The sequence below is a fragment of the Spirosoma profusum genome (assembly GCF_014699005.1).
In the GTDB taxonomy this organism is placed as follows: domain Bacteria; phylum Bacteroidota; class Bacteroidia; order Cytophagales; family Spirosomataceae; genus Spirosoma; species Spirosoma profusum.
The window spans coordinates 84,144-100,177 of sequence record NZ_JACWZY010000029.1 but is presented as its reverse complement, the minus strand read 5'-3'; the positions used below and the strand labels follow the sequence as shown (position 1 = coordinate 100,177).

The window sequence follows — 16,034 nt, the reverse complement described above, 5'->3', positions numbered from 1 at the left end:
TGAATCCGCAAAAGTAAATGGGATCGAGTCCTGTTTACTGATACGATGGATAATCAGATAAAATTTTGCTTTCCAGACACGCGCATAACTAGTTTCTTACAACCGTAACTCAATTAAAAAGGTCATGGGAAGCATGACAAAATGTGTACACTTTTTCCGCATCCAGATTCTTTTGTTCGCTGTTTTTGAGTCTCCGATACTGGCTCAGGATAAGCCTTTTCCGTTCCAGGCACGTAATGCTATTTATCTGGAACTGGGCGGGTCTAATCCGTTGTATTCGCTTAATTATGATCGAATAATTGCTACGTCTCCGAAACTGAACTGGTTATTTGGGTATCGGGCAGGAGGTAGCCTGGCCGGAGTAAAATTAATGCAATCAAGAGTTGTTGGTCAACTTTATGCACTTCTGGGCCAACGGAAAAACCATCTGGAGTTAGGCTTAAGCTCATCAGTGGGACGTAACTATGATACGAATTATCCTGGTGCTGGCTCAGCCAATATATTTGTTTCCCCTGTCATTGCTTATCGGCTTCAGGAGCCGAGGGGGCCATCCTGTTTTCGGGTCATAGTAAATCCATTTATTGTTCTCAATAGCCAGGAGAATAGCCGCTCCAGGGGTGTTTTCTTCGGAATAAGTTTTGGCAGGAGCTTCTGAATACGAAGGCAACTATTCACCAATGCGTAAGGGTCAATGTGACTGACTAATTATCAGTATGTTCGTTACTATAATTACGTTTATCATCGTTATAATGGATAGTGAGAGGCCTGCCTGAGATAGGGGTAGTTTTTAAAATATTTTTCTTTTAGACAGAGAATAGCGTTATTTTTCCGCTTGAAACGTATTAACCATTACCTAATTACATGAAGTCATTTCAGATACAAAAACCACCGACGCAATACGATGTCGCCATTGTTGGCTCGGGGGCAGGAGGGGGCATGGCGGCTTATACGCTGGCGAAAGCTGGGGCCAAAGTTGTGCTACTGGAAGCGGGTGGCTATTTCGACCCAGCTGATCCTAAATATATTACCCAACTGAAATGGCCTTGGGAATCGCCAAGACGGGGCGCGGGAACTACCCGTGCGTTCGGCGATTTCGACGCGGCCTGGGGAGGCTGGGACATCGAAGGTGAACCCTATACGAACGCGAGAGGCTCTAACTTCATGTGGTTTCGGTCGCGGATGCTCGGTGGACGTACCAACCACTGGGGACGTATTTCACTACGTTTCGCACCCGATGATTTTCGTCGGAAAAGCATGACAGGCGTGGGCGAAGACTGGCCCATTGGTTACGACGATATCAAGCCATTCTACGACCGCGTCGACAGGCTTATCGGTGTATTCGGCTCTATTGAAAATATGCCTTCCGAACCCGATGGTATCTTTTTACCAGCACCCAAACCTCGTCTGCACGAACTGATGATTCGGAAAGGGGCACGTAGCATCGGCATTCCGGTGATTCCGTCGCGGCTATCGATTCTGACCAAACCCATTAATAATGAGCGCGGTCAGTGCTTTTATTGCAGCCAGTGCGGACGTGCCTGTCAGGCGTATGCCGATTTCTCGTCTTCGTCGGTGCTGGTGAAACCAGCCATGGCAACGGGCAACGTAACGCTCATCAACGGAGCGATGGTGCGCGAAGTCATAACCGACCCTGCAACCGGTCTGGCAACAGGTGTCAGCTACGTTAATACGCAAACGTTGCAGGAAATCACCGTTAAGGCCAAAACCGTAGTGCTGGCTGCCAGTGCTGGCGAAACTGCCCGTTTACTGCTCAACTCCAAATCGAGCCGATTCCAAACGGGTCTTGCTAATAGCAGTGGTGTAGTCGGAAAATACATAAACGACTCAACGGGCGCGTCCCGCTCGGCATTTGTTCCGGCTTTGATGGACCGCAAGCGCTACAACGAAGATGGTGTTGGTGGGATGCACGTATTCACGCCCTGGTGGCTCGATAATAAGAAACTGGATTTCCCACGTGGGTATCACATTGAGTACTGGGGTGGAATGGGTATGCCCGCCTATGGATTTGGCTGGGGTATCGAAGATATGAACGGCATGATTCCAGGTCGTGATGGTAAGCTGAAACCGGGCGGTGGTTACGGTGCCAGTCTGAAAGACGATTACCGGCGCTTCTATGGAGCGTATGTCGGTATGGCCGGTCGTGGTGAACCCGTCCCTCTCGAAAGTAACTACTGCGAAATTGACCCGAACGTAGTGGATAAATACGGGATTCCGGTGCTACGTTTCAACTACAAGTGGTCGGAACACGAAATCAAGCAGGCCAAGCACATGCAGGATACCTTCGAAGAAATTATTCATTCGATGGGCGGTATTGCGCTGGGCAATAAGCCGGATGCATCCAACAATTATGGTCTGGCGCTTCCGGGTCAGATTATTCACGAAGTAGGAACCGCACGGATGGGTAATGATCCCAAAAACTCGGTATTGAACAAATATCAGCAGGCGCACGATGTGAAAAACCTGTTTGTGGTCGATGCGGCACCGTTCCCGTCGCAGGGCGATAAGAACGTAACGTGGACCATTCTGGCGTCTTCCATGCGTACATCCGAGTATTTAATTGACCAGGTTAAACAAAAGAATATTTAACTACTTCATTTTCGGTAGTTCTGGTTGTCGTTTTTCTTTTAAAGGAAGCATAACGACGACCGGCACAATCCGGAACGTGAAGCCTCTACGAACTATGAAACGAAGAGATTCTTTAAAAGCCCTTTCCCTGACCGGTTTTGGCCTGGCCGTAACGCCCGTTGAAGCCGCCGTTCCCGAGCCACCAGAGCCCAAACCGTTAAAAATTCCGGGTGGTCGGCAGAAGTTTGAAGCCGAGCGAGACGCCAAATTGCACGCGGAGAAATTTTTTACTCCCCATGAATTGCAGACTGTTACGGTATTATCAGACATCATCATCCCAGCCGACGAACGATCAGGTAGTGCGTCGCAGGCAGGCGTACCGGCGTTCATCGAATTCATGATGAAAGACCAGCCGCGAAACCAGACACCCATGCGTGGAGGTATTCGCTGGCTCGACAATACGTGTGTGAAACGGTATGGTAAGCAATTCGTTCTGTGCACCAAGGCGCAACAGATTGAGTTGGTGGAACAAATTGCGTATCCAGGTAAGGCCAAACCCGATATGACGCAGGGCGCAGCGTTTTTCAGCATGATGCGTAATATGACTGCTTCGGGCTTTTATACCAGCCAAATGGGCGTTAAAGACCTGGGTTATGTCGGTAATGTACCAAATCAGTGGGATGGCGTTCCGGCCGACGTACTGAAACAGTACGGGCTTGCGTACGAGGAGCGTGAACTGAATCAGAATAAAGGGTAAATAAATGTATGATGTATGCTGTTGACCAGCCATTTATAATTTATACAACCTACTTCATACCTCTCCTAACGTAGCACGGCCCCGAAAGAAACTTCTTTCGGGGCCGTGCTACGTTAGGTACTTCCTCTGAAACGCTCCAAATTCGTCATCGGCTATCAACCACATGAAACTGCCCTGTGTAGGGAGAGTTTTGTGAAATCATATAGTCTGGATACATAGTCAGACTGAGTAATAAATAATGTCCAGTAGAGTAGTGGCTTTCACGGTTGAAGGAAAATATTGTCACACTAAAAAGTAAAATGAATGCGCCGAATCGTATTGCTGATGGTTGCTTTAGTAGGAATAAACAGGATTGGCTGTTCGCAGACTTCGGGTGACTGGAATCTTGAAAAAGACAAGGATGGAATCCGCGTTTATTCTCGGAACTTACTGGGTAATCGTCTGAAGGAGTTACGGGTGCAAACTACCTTCCAGGGCACTTTGTCGTCACTGGTAGCTATGCTTTCAGATATTGAGAATTACCCCAAGTTGATGTACAAGACAAAAACTTCCCGGCTGTTACGTCGCGTTAGTGAGACAGAGATCTATTATTATATTGAAACGGCGTTGCCATGGCCAGTCGAGAATCGGGATATGAACGTTCGATTGACGTTTTCTCAGGACCCGAGTACGCACGTGTTGCGGATTCAGATTAATAAAGTTGCCGATGAGGTACCTCCCCAGCCCCAAACTGTTCGTGTCGTTGATTGGTTAGCTGTCTGGGAAGTACAACCGCAGCCAAACCAGGAGCTAAAAATCGATTATCATTGCCGAGTAAATCCCGGCGGAAGTCTGCCCCCCTGGCTTATCAATCTGACAGCCGCCACTGGCCCTTATGAGTCCTTTAAACAGTTAAGGAAAACGATACAGGCTTCACAATATCAGGGCCGTACGTTTAAATTTTTGATTGAATAATAGCGGCTAAACGCTGTGCCAGCCATGATCGTTATTGATTAACCTTATTCGCTGCTGCCGTACTATCAGCGATGCGCTTGGCTTCTGCTTTCGATTGTTTCTTGAAATAACCACGTAGCAGAAAGTTATTCTGAGCCGCTTTCAAATCTTCATTTAGTAGCGCCGTTCCCCGGTTCAGGTTACGTAACGTAGAACGCAGGTTATTGGCTGTTTCCTGATCCGTCAGCAATACGCCCAACGGACTGTTGGTATTATTTAGTTTTTCGGAAGCTCGCTGGAGGTTGTCCGTCGTCTGATTCAACGTATTGACCGCTCTGTCTGCCGATTTGGCGGTAACCGCAAACTGATTGGCCGACTGGCTTAACCGGTGGAAAATGGTCGTATCGGTCACGAGTTCATTGGCTAATGTTCCTTTCGTGTTCAGCTTAGCCGCAAACTGCGAAACCGAACCGGTTATCCGGGTTGTATTTTCAGAAGCTTTCTCCAGATTCTGCATGGCTCGTTTGAAATTCATGGCCACGAGTGAATCTGTCAAAACGGCCCCCACAGTACCTTTCCCACGCCGAAGATTACCTACCAGCTCTTTGAAATCGTTGGTGACACGTAGCAGGTTATTGTTGTTTTCCTGAAGCGTCGCCATAATTTGATCAGAACTTAGGGCTTCGGTTGTTTTTAACTTGTCGCCGTCTTCAATTTCAGGGTGGTTGTTTGTTCCACCTGTGAGCACAACGATTTTGTTACCAATTAACCCGTCAGAGCCAATAGTAGCGGTAGCATCATTGCGGATGTATTGCTTTGAACTTTCCTCAATGTTCATATCCACCTCTACCTGCTCATTGCTGTAGATGCTGATACGTTTCACTGTGCCAATTTTTACACCTGAAAACCAGACATTGTTACCCGCTTTCAAACCGCCAACATCTTTAAAAAGGGCGATTACCCGGATGCTGCTGGTGAAGCGTTTTTGCTGCCCCCCAAGTACAAATACACCTGCTAGAAATATGACAAGAGCCAGCACAACAAAAATGCCGACGATAACAGAACGTTTAGTTGATTCGGTATTCATAGTTAATTGGTGGTCGGTAGCTGTCTATTGAAACGACGTAGCCAGCGTGCGGACACAAAAAATGCTGATACGTTGTCAATCAATCCATTAAACGTAGCAGCAACTCGAAAGTTTACATAACGTATTAATGAATAATGTAAAATGGTTAATGAATAAGGCTTTACAGGAAAACGCGTGACTATAGATCCATTATTCATTAACCATTTTACCGCACGGGCGGCACCGATTTTTGTTCTGTAAAGTTGTAATTGTAAAACTGCTGAATGCGTTCGTCAGGGTCAGCAAAAACCTCATCGAACGTACCGATACGTTCAAATTTTCCATCCAGTAACATTGCAATGCGGTCGCCGGTCGATTTCGCGCAGGTTAAATCGTGGGTAATGATGATCGACGTAGCACCCAGTCGTTCTCGGACTTCGTTGATCAGGTTGTTAATTTCGATGCTGGTGATAGGGTCTAGACCGGCGGTAGGTTCGTCATAAAGCATAATTTCCGGCTTTAAAATCAGGGTCCGGGCAATGCCGATACGTTTCCGCTGCCCTCCCGACAATTCAGCAGGCATCTGGTTGATAGTCTGCGACAAACCCACATCACTCAACGCTTTTTCAACGGCTTTGTTGATTTCGGCACGACTTAGGTTTCTAATGTTACGTACCAGCGGAAATTCCAGGTTTTCGCGGATACTCATGCTGTCGTAAAGCGCACTACTCTGGAACGAAAAACCTACTTTCTGCCGAAATTCGTCGAGTTCTTTACCCCGTAGCTGTTCAACGTCATGCCCCAGCACAATTACCTTGCCGGCATCGGGTTTAAGTAGCCCAACCATGATTTTGATCAGTACAGATTTTCCAGTTCCCGACCGGCCCAATACCACTACGTTTTCGTTTCGACTCACCTCCAGATTGACGCCCCGCAATACGTGCAAATCACCAAAGGATTTACGCAACCCCTTGATGCTGATAACGGTTTCGTTTGTCTCTTTTGATTTCATGGATAATCAACTGATTGCCTGTTTCAGCGCAGAGCGCCGACAATCTGTAACGCGATGAGTTCTTCGATAAACACTAAAAACATTGCCGTCACCACCGATGCATTGGCCGCTTTTCCGACGCCTTCCGTTCCTTTCGATGAGTGGTAACCTTTATAACAGCCGACCATGCCGATAGTAAAACCAAAAACAATAGATTTCAGTACCGACGAAAAAATGTCCAGGTACGTAATGGCGCCGAAAATTTCCTGGATATAGGACGTAAAGCTGGTCTGCTCGTTAACAGTCACGTTGAGGTAAGCACCCATCAGCGCCACAAACACGGTATACATCGTCAGGAGCGGAATGGTAAACGACGTAGCGATTACACGGCTGACGACCAGAAACTTAAACGGATCGGTGCCCGACACCTCCATCGCATCGATTTGCTCCGTTACGTTCATAGAGCCGATTTCAGCACCGATACTAGAGCCCACTTTACCGGCGGCAATCAGTGCAGTTACAAGCGGCCCTAAGGCTCGTACAATGGCGATGGCAATCAGCGAGGGGAGCCAGGACGTAGCGCCAAACTCCGCCAGCGACGGTCGCGACTGATTGGTAAATACCATACCGGTAATGAAGCCTGTCGTTGAAATCAGCAGCAGAGACCGGTAGCCGACTTCGTAACACTGCCGGACAATTTCCTTGAATTCATAGGGCGGCATGAAAGCTTCCCGGAAAAAACGCCCGACAAAAGCAGCCACATCGGCCATGTTCATAAAAAACTGGTCGAGCGACCGGGTCAATACGCGACGACCTCGGGGTGATTCGGTAGAGTTGGTTGTTGAAGGCGGCATTAATACGGGTTGAGCCAGTACCGGACACCTACCGGGTGGCTATACGTTAATAACTGATTTGGCTGCAAAGGGGTTTTATTCCGCCCAAAATTAAGCTAAATCAGTTTCTATCAGGTACGCATAAATCTGACGATTAGTGGCAAAAGGCTTCGACAGGCTCCGGCTGTCCGGGCCTATACCAGTGGCAACGTAACGCGAAATTCCCGACCATCATCTTCAATGACAGGAACGGATTGTCCCATCATCTGGTACTTACTCAGAATATTGCTGAGGCCGACTCCAGTCGAAAGCGTTCGACTGGCTTTTCGTTGAAGATTATTGCTGACAATCAGTTGATTTTCAGTAGCGCTAAGCTTAATTGTAAGGGGTTGATCCGGCAAAATGATGTTGTGTTTCACCGCATTTTCGATCAGTAACTGAAGCGTCAGGGGTGGCAATTGCTTCGTTTCGGAGCCAGGATAAATGGTCGTTACCAGCGAAAGCGCTTCTCCATGACGGGTTTTCAGCAGGTGATAATACGATTGCAGAAATTCAAGTTCGTTAGCGAGCGGAGTCAGTGGGCTGTCGTTGCTACGTAGCAGGTAGCGATATACCGAACTGAGTTCTTCGGCAAAAGTTTCAGCCAGTTTAGGGTTTTCACCAATGAGCGTAATGAGCGAATTCAGGCTGTTGAAGAGAAAATGCGGATTTACCTGCTGACGTAGCGCGTTCAATTCAGCCTGCATCTGCGCTTTCGTGAGCGTATCGACTTCTCGTTGAGATTTCTGCCAATAACCAAAACTGTCGATGCTCTCATACGTAACGACTACCACCGCCACAATAACAATCGTAAACAACACGGCCAGTCCCAGTCGCGACAGACTGGGTTCGAAACCCGATAAATGAATAAACCAGTAAATAAAAAACAGCACGATAACGTGCAGCGATGAGCTGATGCCGGTGGCCGCAAACCGCCGAAACGCCCGAACCACGTATTGACGCGGGTCAGGGTGCATCTGGTTCACTTTCAAGGCGATGCCGTTGTTGATGTACCAGTTGAAAAACGCATCGATCAACGTAATACCCGTAGCTATCCCAAACGTAGTCCAGCTTTCCCAATACGCTTCCCGAATCAGGAGCCAGTTGAGAACGGCAATGTATAAGGGGAGTACGATGAGTTGTAATAAATGGTCGTACCGGGAATAGACGGGTAATTTCATGGTCAATTAACGTACCGGAAACGTATTGCCAAAGCTACATTAAATCTATGGTCTGGACAATGGATTGCCAAATCGCTTCGTACTACATTACGTTGCCTACTCTTGTTGTTAAGAAACCCGGTATGCTGACCGAAAATACCTAATTTCGCGTTGGCAACCGGAGCGAGATTTTACGACTATATGATCGAAATTGGACGAATTAACACCCTTACCGCACTACGTGAAACCAGCGTAGGATTTTTTCTCGGCGACCTGTCGGACCGGCGCTCCGATGATTACGACAACGACGTACTGCTCCCCAACAAGTACGTTCCTGATACGTTGGAAGTAGACGACGACATCGACGTATTTGTCTATACCGATTCCGAAGATCGACCTATTGCCACTACGTTAACGCCTGCTATTCAGCGAGATGAGTTCAGTAGTTTACAGGTCGTAGCGGTGACCAGCGCCGGCGCATTTCTGGATTGGGGCCTCGAAAAAGATTTGCTGGTGCCCCACCGCGAACAGGCGTACCCAATGGAAGTGGGAAAATGGTACGTTGTATTTATGTATCTGGATGAACGCACGAATCGGCTGGTGGCTTCCAGCAAACTGAATCGCTTTCTTGACCCTGATGTACGCAATTTACAGACTGGCGATGAAGTACAGCTACTGGCCTATGAACGTACTGATCTCGGTATGAACGTCATTATCAATAATCGTTACAAAGGCCTGATTTACAGCAACGAGATTTTCCGGACGCTACGTCCGGGCGACCCGCTTATTGGATACATCAAAAACATTCGCGACGACAATAGAGTGGACGTAAGTCTGCAACGTAGTGGTTTCGAGAATGTGGAACCAAACGCCCAGCGTATTCTCGCTACGTTAAAAGCTGAAAACGGCTTTCTGCCTCTAACCGACAACAGTCCACCCGAAGCCATTTACAAGGCACTGGAAATGAGTAAAAAGACGTTCAAGAAAGCCGTTGGAACGTTGTATAGAGAGCGAAAAATTACGCTGGAAGAGAGCGGCATTCGATTGGTGTAAGTCGCGAACTGTGTTCGGTGAAGTCATGATTTCTATACGAACCGGGTATAGTTATTTTACGCTATACAAACTAATTTTAGTTGTTTTTCCAGACTAATTTTTCCGCCCTAACATGACCGCTCAACTACGTATATTTAGAAAAGATAACTGTACAAATAAACCGTGGAAAAGTAACTCCTCAGTTAGTGAAATCCTCAAAAAGTGGTCATTAGTAGTTGGGTTTTATCTGGCTGCGCAACTAGTTTGCTTTGGACAGTCTAAGAAATTCATTTGTGGAAATGACTCAATCGCTCAGGCATTTGGTAAGACCAACAGTTTGATTTCTTCAGGGGAGGGCAGGTCACTAAACGCAAAGCAGGTACAGGAAGCGCTAGAGGATACGACCACCTATATCGTTCCGGTTGTTTTTATCATTTTTCATAAAGGCGAACCCGTTGGAACCGGCTCTAACATACCCGATTCTGCTGTTCAATATATGCTGGATCTCATCAATGATCGCTATGCGGGCATTGGACTGGATGGTTATCGAGGACAAGACAGTAAAATTCGATTCAAGTTTGCCAAACGTACACAAGCCTGTAATCCGACAACAGGTATCGTTCGGGTAGATGGCCGCAGCGTGCCAGGTTACGAAGCCAATGGCTTTATCAACTATACCATACAGGCTCAACTGGCAGCACTGGTACCAGACTTTATTGATAATTCGGTGCGTAGTGGTGTACTTACCATCAATATCTATCACTATGTACCCGGAGGAGCTTTTGCCTTTTACGGAGGGCCCGTCCATATGATGGCGCCTACACCTGAGGTCTTAACTCCCTATAACTACGTGCCTGCTCACGAAGTCGGCCATAGTTTACAGTTGTATCATACGTATCAGGGTTCGGTTCAACAGGGTAACAGCTACACATGCCCAGGCGATACGTACAATGATTATGTCGAGGATACGCAACCGACTCGGATGCATGACCCTGATACTATTTGTTATCCTGGTGTTGAGGAACTTACAAATTCGTGTACAGGCCTGGCATTTGGAACCCAGATACATAATATGATGTCGTACGGCTGTAATCAGGATCGATTTACACCCGGTCAGATAGCTCGGATGCGGTACTACCTGGCGAACGATTACAAGAGTTTAGGGGCATCGGAAATGTATAAACCAATAACGCCAACTGAAGCCCCGGTTGCTGTGGCGTGTGCGCTGAGCACACCACCGGCTGTATCGACGCTAATTTATGGTATCGCTACGTTCCAGTTCAATACAATTGATAGTCAGGCAGGTCTCTACAGTAGTCGGTATGCTGATTATACCTGTGCCTATCAAACCAAAGCAACGTTAGGGCAAACCTTGTCCATGAGTGTTACCGGCTACGGTACGTTTGGCCGGGTATATATTGATTATAACTCGGATGGCGCCTTTGATGAGTCAACGGAACAGGTCATGGCCTTCACCACCAATAGCCCATCTGAACGACTAACCTTTACTCAGTCTGTGACTATTCCCCAGACAGCCGTAGTCGGTCGGATTCTGCATGTGCGGGTCATTTTCGATAACGGAGACGTGCCTCCGACTGCCTGTAATATACCGGGTAAACTTAATCAGGGTTTCGGCGAAATAGAAGATTATGGACTGCTCTTATCAGCGCCTAATTGTGAGAGTATTCGATCTGGTAACTGGAATGACGCAGCTACCTGGTCATGCGGGCAGGTGCCGCTCGCTCAAAGCGACGTAGTAATTCATGCTGGACATACGGTGTCACTAACCGAGGCCACGCCTAATGCTGTCTGCCGTAAGTTAGTCCTTCATGGAACGCTTTTAAACCAGAACGGCAGTATTTATATCAGTGAGAATTAAATACGTTTCCCCAAATGTCTCTACAGCCACTGATTGATCACTTTGAGAGTTATATTCCTTTAAATGAAAGCGAAAAACAGTTACTGGATGACAGAGTAACTCACCGACAAATGAAACGGAGACAGGCCATTCTGCAGGAGGGCTTTCCCTGCAGGCACTATTCATTTGTCGTTGAAGGCTGCTTTCGCATGTACAAAATAGATAGTAAAGGGACCGAACATAATCTTCAATTTGCGGCTGAAAATGAGTGGATTGCCGACATTGGTAGTTTTCATTCGGGCAGGCCCAGTCAATTGTTTATAGAAGCGATTGAACCCTCCATTATTCTGCAAATCGATAAGGAGGATCTATACTTCCTCTACACCAACATACCCAAGCTTGACCGAATCTTCAAAGTCATTATTGAAAACAAATATGTAGAACTCCAGAACCGGGTTTTGCAAACCATCAGCTCAACGGCACAGGAACGTTATCTGACCTTTCTGGAACAATACCGCAATCTAGCTTTACGTCTTCCAAATACCCAAATTGCCTCATATCTGGGCATTACGCCTGAATTTCTGAGCAAAATCAGGAAAGACATCGCTTCCTGACAGCGCGACCAGAGCGCCGGTCCGACCTTAAACTAGTTTAAGCCTATTTCTTAAGATAGTTTATAGGCTCCCATCGTTCATTCGCCGGACCTTTGCATGGTCAATTAAACATCATCAGACCATGTCAAATACATCAGAATTAAAAGTCGCCATTGTTGGCTTAGGGAATATCGGCCAGGTTCTGGCTACGAATTTAACCAAAGGAAGTCGGCCGGTTATTCTGGCGGCCCGCGATTTGTCAAAAGCTGAAAGTCTGGCTCAAAACTTAGATAGTCTGGCGCAACCGATGGCAATTGAAGTAGCTCTTCAGGAAGCTGACATTATCATTTTAGCGATCTGGTTCGCTTCCATTAAGGAGTTTCTGACTCAATATGCTTCTCAGCTAGAAGGCAAAATCATTATTGACCCTTCCAATCCGATTGCTCCTAACGATAAAGGAGGTTTTGATAAAATAATTGGCGAAACCGAATCCGCTGGTGAAATCAATGCGTCCTTACTTCCGAAAGGAGCAACGCTGGCCAAAGCATTTGGTACGTTAGGCGCTGCTTCACTAGCGAATGCGGCTGGCCAAACACCCGATCAGGTGGTTCTATTTTATGCCACCGACGACCAACGTATTGATTCAGACGTAGAGAAATTAATTGTGGATGCTGGTTTTGAACCACTACGTGTAGGCGGCCTGGATCAGTCTATTCGGCTCGAGGTATTCGGTGAATTACATGAATTTGGCGCCTTGGGAAGAACAGTAACCGCTCAGGAAGTGCAGGACGTAGTAATTGCCTGAAGGACATAATTGAATCAATTTCCGAGATATCGCGAAACGATATCTCGGAAATGTCAATTTGAATAGCCATGAAAAAAGCATATCATTTACACATAGAATTTAACCTATTCGCATAAAAGGCCAGAATATAGGTTATCTTTACTATTTATATTGTGCCTGCCGCCTAATGACTTTTCTTCAGCAAACGGCTCAACGTATTTTCGAGACACACGGTCCCAGCCTGCGCGATGTCTGGGTCATTTTACCGACCCGACGGGCGGTATCTGTGTTTCTGGATGAGCTGGCTGCCCTTTCTGATCGCCCTTTTCTGGCTCCGCACGCGCTGGCTGTCGATGATTTCATTACCCAGGCAGCTGGTGTGCAGCTAATCGATTCTGTTAGCCTGCTGTTTGAGTTATATGAGGTGTTTAAGGAAATTGACCCAGCCGTCGAATTTGAACAATTTATTGGCTGGGCTTCGGTCTTAGTCGCTGATTTTGATCGGATTGATCAATACCTCATCGATCCCGGTGAATTGTTCAGTTACCTAACCGCGGCCAAAGCCCTTGAACGTTGGCAGGTAACTTCGCCGAAACCGATCACCGAAACGCCGGGCACCGCTCGTTATTTCAAACTTTTCGAAAATCTGCATACGGCCTACAACACCCTGCATCGGCGGTTAGCAGAACAGGGGTTAGCCTATCGCGGACTGGCGTATCGGCTTCTGGCCCAGAACGTAGATACGCAGATTCGCGATAACTGGGCCTACGAACGTATTTATTTTGTCGGTTTCAACGCCCTGAGCCGAGCCGAAGAACACATAATCCGTGTGTTGGTCGATGCCCAAAAAGCAGAACTTATCTGGGATGCCGACCAGTACTACGTTCAGGATAAGGGACAGGAGGCCGGTGAATTTATGCGTCGTTACCGCGATTATGGCTGGTTTTCTGCTAAACTGGAAGGAAAGAATAAATTCGATCAACTTTCGAACAACCTGCTACGTATCGAAAAAAACATACGTATTGTGGGTGTTCCGAACGCCAGCATGCAGGCGAAAGTTGCAGGTAAAATTTACAGTGAATGGCAGCGCCAGTCGATAATCGATAGTCATCAGTCTTCAGCAAACTTTCAACCGCTAGCCACTAGTGACTATCGACCATCGACTAAAAAAACCGCCATCGTGCTCGCCGATGAAACGTTGCTGGTGCCGGTGCTGTATGCGCTGGACGAGAACGTAACGGATCTGAACGTAACGATGGGTCTTTCGTTACGTTCGTCGCTATTGTTTACGCTGGTCGATACGTTGTTCGAAATGCAACGTACCGTGCACGAATTTCGGGCGAAAGACGGGCGTGATGTACGGGTGCCGAAGTTTCACCATAGGCACGTAGTGAAGCTGCTGAATCACCCGTTTTTGAAGCAATATGAACGTATCAAAGGTCTCATGTGGCCGGGCGAACGTACCAATGAAGGTGTCGTATTACCGCCAGAACCTTTGTTTCAGTGGATTGCGAAAGACATTGTGCAGCAACAGCGTGTATACCTGAGCGAGAACGAACTCTGGGAATTGGGACAAAATGACCCGCTCATTCGAACGTTGTTTACCCGATGGTCCAATGAAGAGCCAATGCAGGCAATTCAGGCGTTCTATGACCTCATTGAGCTCCTGCGCGATGTGTACCGCACCAGTCAGGATGCCATTGAAATCGAATACCTCTACCTGTTTTTTACCCTGCTCAAGCAACTGGAGTCGACGCTGATACGGGGGCACGAGCATAGGGGTAAGGGCATGGGGCATGGGGTGAACAACAGTGAACCACAATCCTCCGCCCCGAGCCCTCTGCCCCATGCTCAGGTTACAGTACGTAGTCTGCGACAATTTTTGTATGAACTGATACGTCAGACGAGTATTCCGTTTACGAGCGAAGGCAAAAGTCAGTTGCAGATTATGGGGATGCTCGAGACGCGGGCACTCGACTTCGAGCGGGTTATTGTTTTGTCGGTCAATGAAGGCATTCTGCCGCAGGCAAAAAAACTTAATTCGCTGATTCCATTTGATATAGCGACCGAAATAAAGCTGCCAACGTACCGCGAACAGGAAGCTGTGATGGCGTATCATTTCTATCGACTGCTCCAGCGGGCAAATGAGGTTGTGTTACTGTATACCACAGCTACAGATGCCTATGGAAATAGCAAAGGCGAACCCAGCCGTTTTATCCGCCAGATAGAACATGAATTGGTCAATAAGGCGAAAGAGCATTCCAAATGGCTCAAAGAAAAACTGAAAGAGAAGGGTAAGTTTGCTGAAGCTGAGTTAGTGAAAGATGTTCCTATTACGTTAACAAAGCCTACCGTTCGTTTCGGAAATTCGGGTGCTGATAAAATCAAGCCCCTGACCGAACTGAGCGTCCCGAAAACTGAAAGCATTCAAAAACGACTCATTGACTTGTTGACCACGCGAGGGCTTTATCCGTCCTACCTGAATCAATTTGTCAGTTGCTCCATGCGTTTTTATTTCAGCCGGATTGTGAACATCGGTGAGGAAGAGGATATTGAGGAAAAAATGGGTGCAGCCGAGTTCGGAAGCTGGCTGCACAAAGTTATGGAACGGCTCGACCTCGAATACCGGCTCAAGGAGTTACCCATCGACGAATCCATAATCCGCAACCTGCTCAATGAGGAATTTGCCCAGACCATGAAAGGACGGGTTATTGAATCGGGCATGAATTTACTTCTGTACGAGCTGGCGCAGAAACTCATGCTTGATTTTCAGCGGCAGCAAAACCGGTTGGAGGGCCTGACCGTAATCGGAACAGAACAAACACTTGAAGCATTTCTGAATGTGCCTGTGGCTGGTGGTGGGTCGGTTCGGGTACGTATCGCAGGGAAAGTGGACCGCATCGAACGATATGGTGGGCAAATCCGAATTGTCGATTACAAAACAGGCAAGGTTAGTTTGCCTGAAAAAACACCCGCTGACCTGGCTCCAAAACTACTTAGTGATGGGGGTGATGTTTATAGTAAAATGCGCCAGTTATGGCTCTATCGTTATCTGACGTTAAAAAATATCAGCGAGTTTGGCGGATTACCTCGTGACAAATCAAAACGGAACATTTTTCCAACGGCTGGACTTCCGGTAGAAGCAGGTTTTTACTCATTTCGCGATGTAAATGGCGGTTTCAAATCGAATCCCGTTCGGTTCGATGACAATGATGACCCCGAACAATACATTCGCCATTCGGAGGAATTGTTACAGGAATTGATACGTCAATTGCTCGATCCTGAACTCCCGTTTCGCAAAACAGACCAGATTGAACTATGCCAATACTGTGATTTCAAGGGTATTTGTGGACGGTAAAAGGCTTTGCTGTTTTATTTAATGCTAGTAGGGTACAAAATGCC

Annotated in this window: 13 protein-coding genes; 9 read left to right on the top strand and 4 right to left on the bottom strand. The window is 47.2% G+C overall.

The features are described 5' to 3' along the window. Positions 1-133: 133 nt before the first annotated feature. From IC229_RS26670 to IC229_RS26655, 4 genes are all read left to right on the top strand, one after another. Positions 134-655, top strand: coding sequence for a hypothetical protein (locus tag IC229_RS26670; RefSeq protein ID WP_190890681.1), 522 nt, complete (start codon positions 134-136; stop codon positions 653-655). A gap of 206 nt (positions 656-861) precedes the next feature. Further along, the gene (locus IC229_RS26665; protein WP_190890679.1) at positions 862-2,607 is read left to right on the top strand and encodes a GMC family oxidoreductase; all 1,746 of its coding nucleotides are present in this window, start codon (positions 862-864) and stop codon (positions 2,605-2,607) included. A 94-nt stretch (positions 2,608-2,701) separates the two neighbouring features. Beyond that, complete coding sequence (locus IC229_RS26660) at positions 2,702-3,343, top strand: gluconate 2-dehydrogenase subunit 3 family protein (RefSeq protein WP_190890677.1); 642 nt, start codon at positions 2,702-2,704, stop codon at positions 3,341-3,343. A 303-nt stretch (positions 3,344-3,646) separates the two neighbouring features. Beyond that, positions 3,647-4,297 carry an START domain-containing protein gene (locus tag IC229_RS26655; protein WP_190890676.1) on the top strand — a complete coding sequence of 217 codons (651 nt, stop codon included), beginning with the start codon at positions 3,647-3,649 and terminating at the stop codon, positions 4,295-4,297. A 31-nt stretch (positions 4,298-4,328) separates the two neighbouring features. Here IC229_RS26655 and IC229_RS26650 read toward each other — a convergent pair whose 3' ends face one another. The 4 genes from IC229_RS26650 to IC229_RS26635 form a co-directional block, all read right to left on the bottom strand. After that, entirely contained in the window at positions 4,329-5,363 is a 1,035-nt protein-coding gene (locus IC229_RS26650; protein WP_190890674.1) for an MlaD family protein, read from the bottom strand. Positions 5,364-5,568: 205 nt separating this feature from the next. Further along, positions 5,569-6,354 (bottom strand): ABC transporter ATP-binding protein, encoded by a 786-nt coding sequence (locus IC229_RS26645; RefSeq protein WP_190890672.1) that lies wholly within the window; start codon positions 6,352-6,354, stop codon positions 5,569-5,571. A gap of 23 nt (positions 6,355-6,377) precedes the next feature. Further along, positions 6,378-7,109, bottom strand: a complete 732-nt coding sequence (locus IC229_RS26640; RefSeq protein WP_394355988.1) for an MlaE family ABC transporter permease — start codon at positions 7,107-7,109, stop codon at positions 6,378-6,380. A gap of 251 nt (positions 7,110-7,360) precedes the next feature. Further along, positions 7,361-8,386 (bottom strand): sensor histidine kinase, encoded by a 1,026-nt coding sequence (locus IC229_RS26635; protein WP_190890669.1) that lies wholly within the window; start codon positions 8,384-8,386, stop codon positions 7,361-7,363. 180 nt (positions 8,387-8,566) lie between these two features. Between IC229_RS26635 and IC229_RS26630 the strand changes: the two genes are divergently transcribed. From IC229_RS26630 to IC229_RS26610, 5 genes are all read left to right on the top strand, one after another. Further along, on the top strand, positions 8,567-9,418 hold the full coding sequence (locus IC229_RS26630; protein WP_190890667.1) for a CvfB family protein: 852 nt from the start codon (positions 8,567-8,569) through the stop codon (positions 9,416-9,418). A gap of 112 nt (positions 9,419-9,530) precedes the next feature. Then, positions 9,531-11,276 (top strand): GEVED domain-containing protein, encoded by a 1,746-nt coding sequence (locus IC229_RS26625; RefSeq protein ID WP_190890666.1) that lies wholly within the window; start codon positions 9,531-9,533, stop codon positions 11,274-11,276. Between the two features lie 110 nt (positions 11,277-11,386). Continuing rightward, positions 11,387-11,869 (top strand): Crp/Fnr family transcriptional regulator, encoded by a 483-nt coding sequence (locus IC229_RS26620; protein ID WP_262893410.1) that lies wholly within the window; start codon positions 11,387-11,389, stop codon positions 11,867-11,869. Between the two features lie 55 nt (positions 11,870-11,924). After that, entirely contained in the window at positions 11,925-12,653 is a 729-nt protein-coding gene (locus tag IC229_RS26615) for an NADPH-dependent F420 reductase (protein ID WP_317171643.1), read from the top strand. A gap of 166 nt (positions 12,654-12,819) precedes the next feature. Continuing rightward, positions 12,820-15,990 (top strand): PD-(D/E)XK nuclease family protein, encoded by a 3,171-nt coding sequence (locus tag IC229_RS26610; RefSeq protein WP_190890661.1) that lies wholly within the window; start codon positions 12,820-12,822, stop codon positions 15,988-15,990. Positions 15,991-16,034 lie beyond the last annotated feature (44 nt).

Bases quoted from the DNA above. Each gene is read 5' to 3' on its own strand.
- IC229_RS26670 (WP_190890681.1), top strand. From the start codon at position 134: ATGACAAAATGTGTACACTTTTTCCGCATCCAGATTCTTTTGTTCGCT.
- IC229_RS26665 (WP_190890679.1), top strand. From the start codon at position 862: ATGAAGTCATTTCAGATACAAAAACCACCGACGCAATACGATGTCGCC.
- IC229_RS26660 (WP_190890677.1), top strand. From the start codon at position 2,702: ATGAAACGAAGAGATTCTTTAAAAGCCCTTTCCCTGACCGGTTTTGGC.
- IC229_RS26655 (WP_190890676.1), top strand. From the start codon at position 3,647: ATGCGCCGAATCGTATTGCTGATGGTTGCTTTAGTAGGAATAAACAGG.
- IC229_RS26650 (WP_190890674.1), bottom strand. From the start codon at position 5,363: ATGAATACCGAATCAACTAAACGTTCTGTTATCGTCGGCATTTTTGTT.
- IC229_RS26645 (WP_190890672.1), bottom strand. From the start codon at position 6,354: ATGAAATCAAAAGAGACAAACGAAACCGTTATCAGCATCAAGGGGTTG.
- IC229_RS26640 (WP_394355988.1), bottom strand. From the start codon at position 7,109: ATGAACATGGCCGATGTGGCTGCTTTTGTCGGGCGTTTTTTCCGGGAA.
- IC229_RS26635 (WP_190890669.1), bottom strand. From the start codon at position 8,386: ATGAAATTACCCGTCTATTCCCGGTACGACCATTTATTACAACTCATC.
- IC229_RS26630 (WP_190890667.1), top strand. From the start codon at position 8,567: ATGATCGAAATTGGACGAATTAACACCCTTACCGCACTACGTGAAACC.
- IC229_RS26625 (WP_190890666.1), top strand. From the start codon at position 9,531: ATGACCGCTCAACTACGTATATTTAGAAAAGATAACTGTACAAATAAA.
- IC229_RS26620 (WP_262893410.1), top strand. From the start codon at position 11,387: ATGAAACGGAGACAGGCCATTCTGCAGGAGGGCTTTCCCTGCAGGCAC.
- IC229_RS26610 (WP_190890661.1), top strand. From the start codon at position 12,820: ATGACTTTTCTTCAGCAAACGGCTCAACGTATTTTCGAGACACACGGT.